The organism is Streptomyces sp. NPDC054932 (assembly GCF_053610205.1).
In genome coordinates this window covers 1-3,242 of sequence record NZ_JBSGXU010000355.1, presented here as the reverse complement: position 1 = coordinate 3,242, position 3,242 = coordinate 1, and the positions used below count along the sequence as shown (strand labels likewise).

The following is a 3,242-nucleotide window of genomic DNA, read 5'->3' as shown; positions in this document are numbered from 1 at the left end:
TCCGCCCAGGGGGCACCTCCCAGCGGTAGCTGGGGGAGATGCACGGCACCGGACGACGCGGGCCCGACCGACAAGATCCGAAAGAGACGGCCTAGGGGTGCCCGCCCAGGCGGTGTCCTGCCGGTCGGGCGGCGACGCACACGTGCCCGTCCTGTCGCCGGCCGACACACCCTGCGGCCCGACTGTGGCGGCCACGCACATGGGAGCGGCCCGCCCGTGTCCCGGATGATTCCGGGCATGACAAGCGGATTCCCTCCCGTGCCCCACGGGACAGCAGCCGCCGCGGGCACGGGCCCGGCGGGCCGTACCGCCCTGGTGACCGGCGCCGGCAGCGGCATCGGCCGGGCCTGCGCCTCGGCGCTCGCCGCGGCCGGGGCCCACGTCCACGTGGTGGACATGGACGCCGCCGCGGCGAAGTCCGTCGCCGAGGAGATCGGCGGGCGGGCACACGTGGTGGACCTGGCCCGGGCCGAGCTCATCGGGGGGCTGCCGGCCGACGTCGACATCCTGGTCAACAACGCCGGACTCCAGCACGTCGCACCGCTGACCGAGTTCCCCCCGGACCGCTTCGCACTCATGCAGCGGGTGATGGTGCACGCGCCGTTCCTGCTGATCCGCCGGACCATGCCGCACATGCGCGCGCGGGGCTGGGGCCGCATCGTCAACATCTCCAGCGTGCACGGACTGCGGGCCAGTGCGTTCAAGGCCGGCTACGTGGCCGCGAAGCACGCCCTGGAGGGGCTGAGCAAGGTCGCGGCCGTCGAGGGCGCGCCGCACGGCGTCACCAGCAACTGCGTCAACCCCGGATACGTCCGCACGCCACTGGTCGAGCGGCAGATCGAGGCCCAGGCCGCCGCGCACGGCATCGACGCCGCTCAGGTGGTGTCCGACGTGCTGCTCAGCCGCTCCGCGGTCAAGCGGCTGATCGAACCGGAGGAGGTCGCCGCGGCCGTCCTGTGGCTCTGCGGCCCGCACACCGGCTACGTCACGGGTGCGTCGATCCCCCTGGACGGCGGCTGGAGCGCCGCCTGACCCCGGAAGGGACGCCCTAGCCGCCCGCGATGCGGTCCCACGGGGAGCGGGTGGCTCCGAAGCCGCTCTCGTGCACCCAGACGTGGGTGCAGCCGGGGCACTGGAGGTGGAGCAGGCTGCCGGTGTTCGTGAGCAGGTAGCGCCAGTGGGTGGAGCAGGTGCGCCGCTGCTCACAGGGGTCGCAGCCGCGCGCGTCCTCGCACTTCGGGCAGGCCACCCAGGCACGGCGCCCGGGGTCGGCCTGCGGGTCAAGCGGCAGCACGGCCGTCTCCGCGCGGGGGCAGCACACCGGCCGCGACCAGGTCGTCGTAGATGCGCTGCTGACCGGCGTCGAGCCCGGAATACAGCAGGTCGTAGGCGGCCTCCTCGCCGAGGAGCACCTCCATCGGATCCCAGTCCGGGCCGAGGGCCGCCATCACCTGGGCGCGCCGGAGCACCTCCTGCGAGGTGAGGTCGACGGAGAAATCGACCAGCTCGGACGCGTCGGGGGCACCGGAGGCGTCGGAGGAAGGGGTGGGGTCGTGGGGGGCCATGCCATCGAAGTTAGGTAGCCCTTCCTTCTCCGGTCAAGGGAGGGTGGGCGGAGTCACAGAGCGCGGACCGGGGCGGCGCGGGCCGCCGAGGCCGATCGGGGCGGCGTGACAAATGTAATGGCCTGTCAAGGTGCTTCTCCTTCTGGAGGTTGATACCCGGTTCGTCCTGGCGGACGAGGCCGCACCACGGGTCGGGGGCGAAGAATCTAAGTGACCAAGATCGCCGGGCCCCAGCGGGCCACCGACGAGGAGCCGCCGTGCCCCACACCCGTCCTGCCGACCGACCCTTACCGCGACTGCGCCGCGCCGCCTCGGCCACCGCCGTCGCCATAGCCCTGCTGGCGGGCATCGCCCCGGCCGCGAGCGCCGCGGGCCTGCACGAGCCGACCGCCTACGGTCCGACCGCGGGCCGGCCCCTCGACCGGACCCAGCTGCAGGCGGGGCTGAACGCGATCCACGAGGCGGGCATCACCGGCGTCTACTCCGCGGTCCGTGACGACCGCCGGCGCTTCGACGGCGCCGCCGGCCTCGCCGACGTCTCCACCGGGCGCAAGACCCGCCCCGACCTGCGGCACCGCGTCGGCAGCGTCACCAAGACCTTCACCGCCGTCGCCGTCCTCCAGCAGTCCGCGAAGGGCCGGGTGGACCTGGACCGGCCGGTCGGCGACTACGTGCCCGAGCTGCTGCCCGGCGAGCGCGGCCGCAAGGTCACCGTACGCATGCTGCTCAACCACACCAGCGGTATCCACGACTACGTCGGCGACGCCTTCCCCTCCCTCCTGAAGGGGACCACGGAGAGCCTCGACGACCACCGGTACCGCACGATCAGGCCCGCCGAGCTGATCGGCTACGGCGTGGCCCGTCCGCAGGTGTTCGAGCCCGGTACCGACTGGTCCTACTCCAACACCAACTACGTGCTCCTGGGCGAGGTGCTCCGCAAGGTGACCGGCCAGGACCCGGAACGGCTGATCACCCAGGACGTGATCCGGCGTGCGGGCCTGCGGGACACCTACTTCCCCGGGACCGACCCGCGCATCCGCGGCGCCCACGCCCGTATGTACGAGAGCTTCTTCGGGCTCATCGACCCGCCGCGCGACTACAGCGACTACAACATGACCTGGGCGGGCACCGCAGGGGCCCTGATCTCCACCCCGCAGGACCTCAACACCTTCTACCGGGCCCTGCTGGGCGGCGACCTCCTGCCGCGCCGCCAGCTGGACGAGATGCGCACCACCGTCGACGTCAAGGACGGGACGGGTGCCGTGGGCATGCGCTACGGCCTCGGGATCTACTCGCTGGACACGCCGTGCGGCCCGGCCTGGGGGCACGACGGGGGAGTCTTCGGCGCCGGCACCTGGGCCCTGTCCAGCGCGGACGGCACCCGCCAGTTCGCGATCGGGTACAACCTGATGAAGTACCAGCGCCTCAACGCGAGCGGCACCGAATTCGACCCGCACCCGGCCGATGCCGCGCTGAGGGACTACCGCGACCGCTCCCTGTGCGGCACCACCGCGCCGCGCACACCGGACCCGGCCGCGAAGAACCGCTCCGCCGACGCCCCGGCGGCCGAGGCACCGTCCGCCCTCCGTGTCCTGCCCCCGGCCCTGCCGGCGCTCCCGGGTCCGCTGACAGCACCCCTGCGCTGACCGGACGCAGACGCAGGCACAGGCGCAGGAC

4 protein-coding genes are annotated in these 3,242 nt (G+C 73.2%); 2 read left to right on the top strand and 2 right to left on the bottom strand.

Annotation, left to right across the window (positions count from 1 at the left end):
• Positions 1-237: 237 nt before the first annotated feature.
• Positions 238-1,032: a 3-hydroxybutyrate dehydrogenase gene (locus tag ACWGE1_RS40635; RefSeq protein WP_453425500.1), complete on the top strand. Its 795-nt coding sequence runs from the start codon at positions 238-240 to the stop codon at positions 1,030-1,032.
• Positions 1,033-1,048: 16 nt separating this feature from the next.
• Here the strand turns inward: ACWGE1_RS40635 and ACWGE1_RS40630 are convergent, their stop codons facing one another.
• Entirely contained in the window at positions 1,049-1,294 is a 246-nt protein-coding gene (locus tag ACWGE1_RS40630) for a hypothetical protein (RefSeq protein WP_453425499.1), read from the bottom strand.
• The gene (locus tag ACWGE1_RS40625; RefSeq protein ID WP_453425498.1) at positions 1,281-1,565 is read right to left on the bottom strand and encodes a DUF6400 family protein; all 285 of its coding nucleotides are present in this window, start codon (positions 1,563-1,565) and stop codon (positions 1,281-1,283) included. The genes ACWGE1_RS40630 and ACWGE1_RS40625 overlap by 14 nt, the downstream gene beginning before the upstream one ends.
• Before the next feature lie 257 nt (positions 1,566-1,822).
• Between ACWGE1_RS40625 and ACWGE1_RS40620 the strand changes: the two genes are divergently transcribed.
• Positions 1,823-3,211 (top strand): serine hydrolase domain-containing protein, encoded by a 1,389-nt coding sequence (locus ACWGE1_RS40620; RefSeq protein WP_453425497.1) that lies wholly within the window; start codon positions 1,823-1,825, stop codon positions 3,209-3,211.
• Positions 3,212-3,242: the final 31 nt, after the last annotated feature.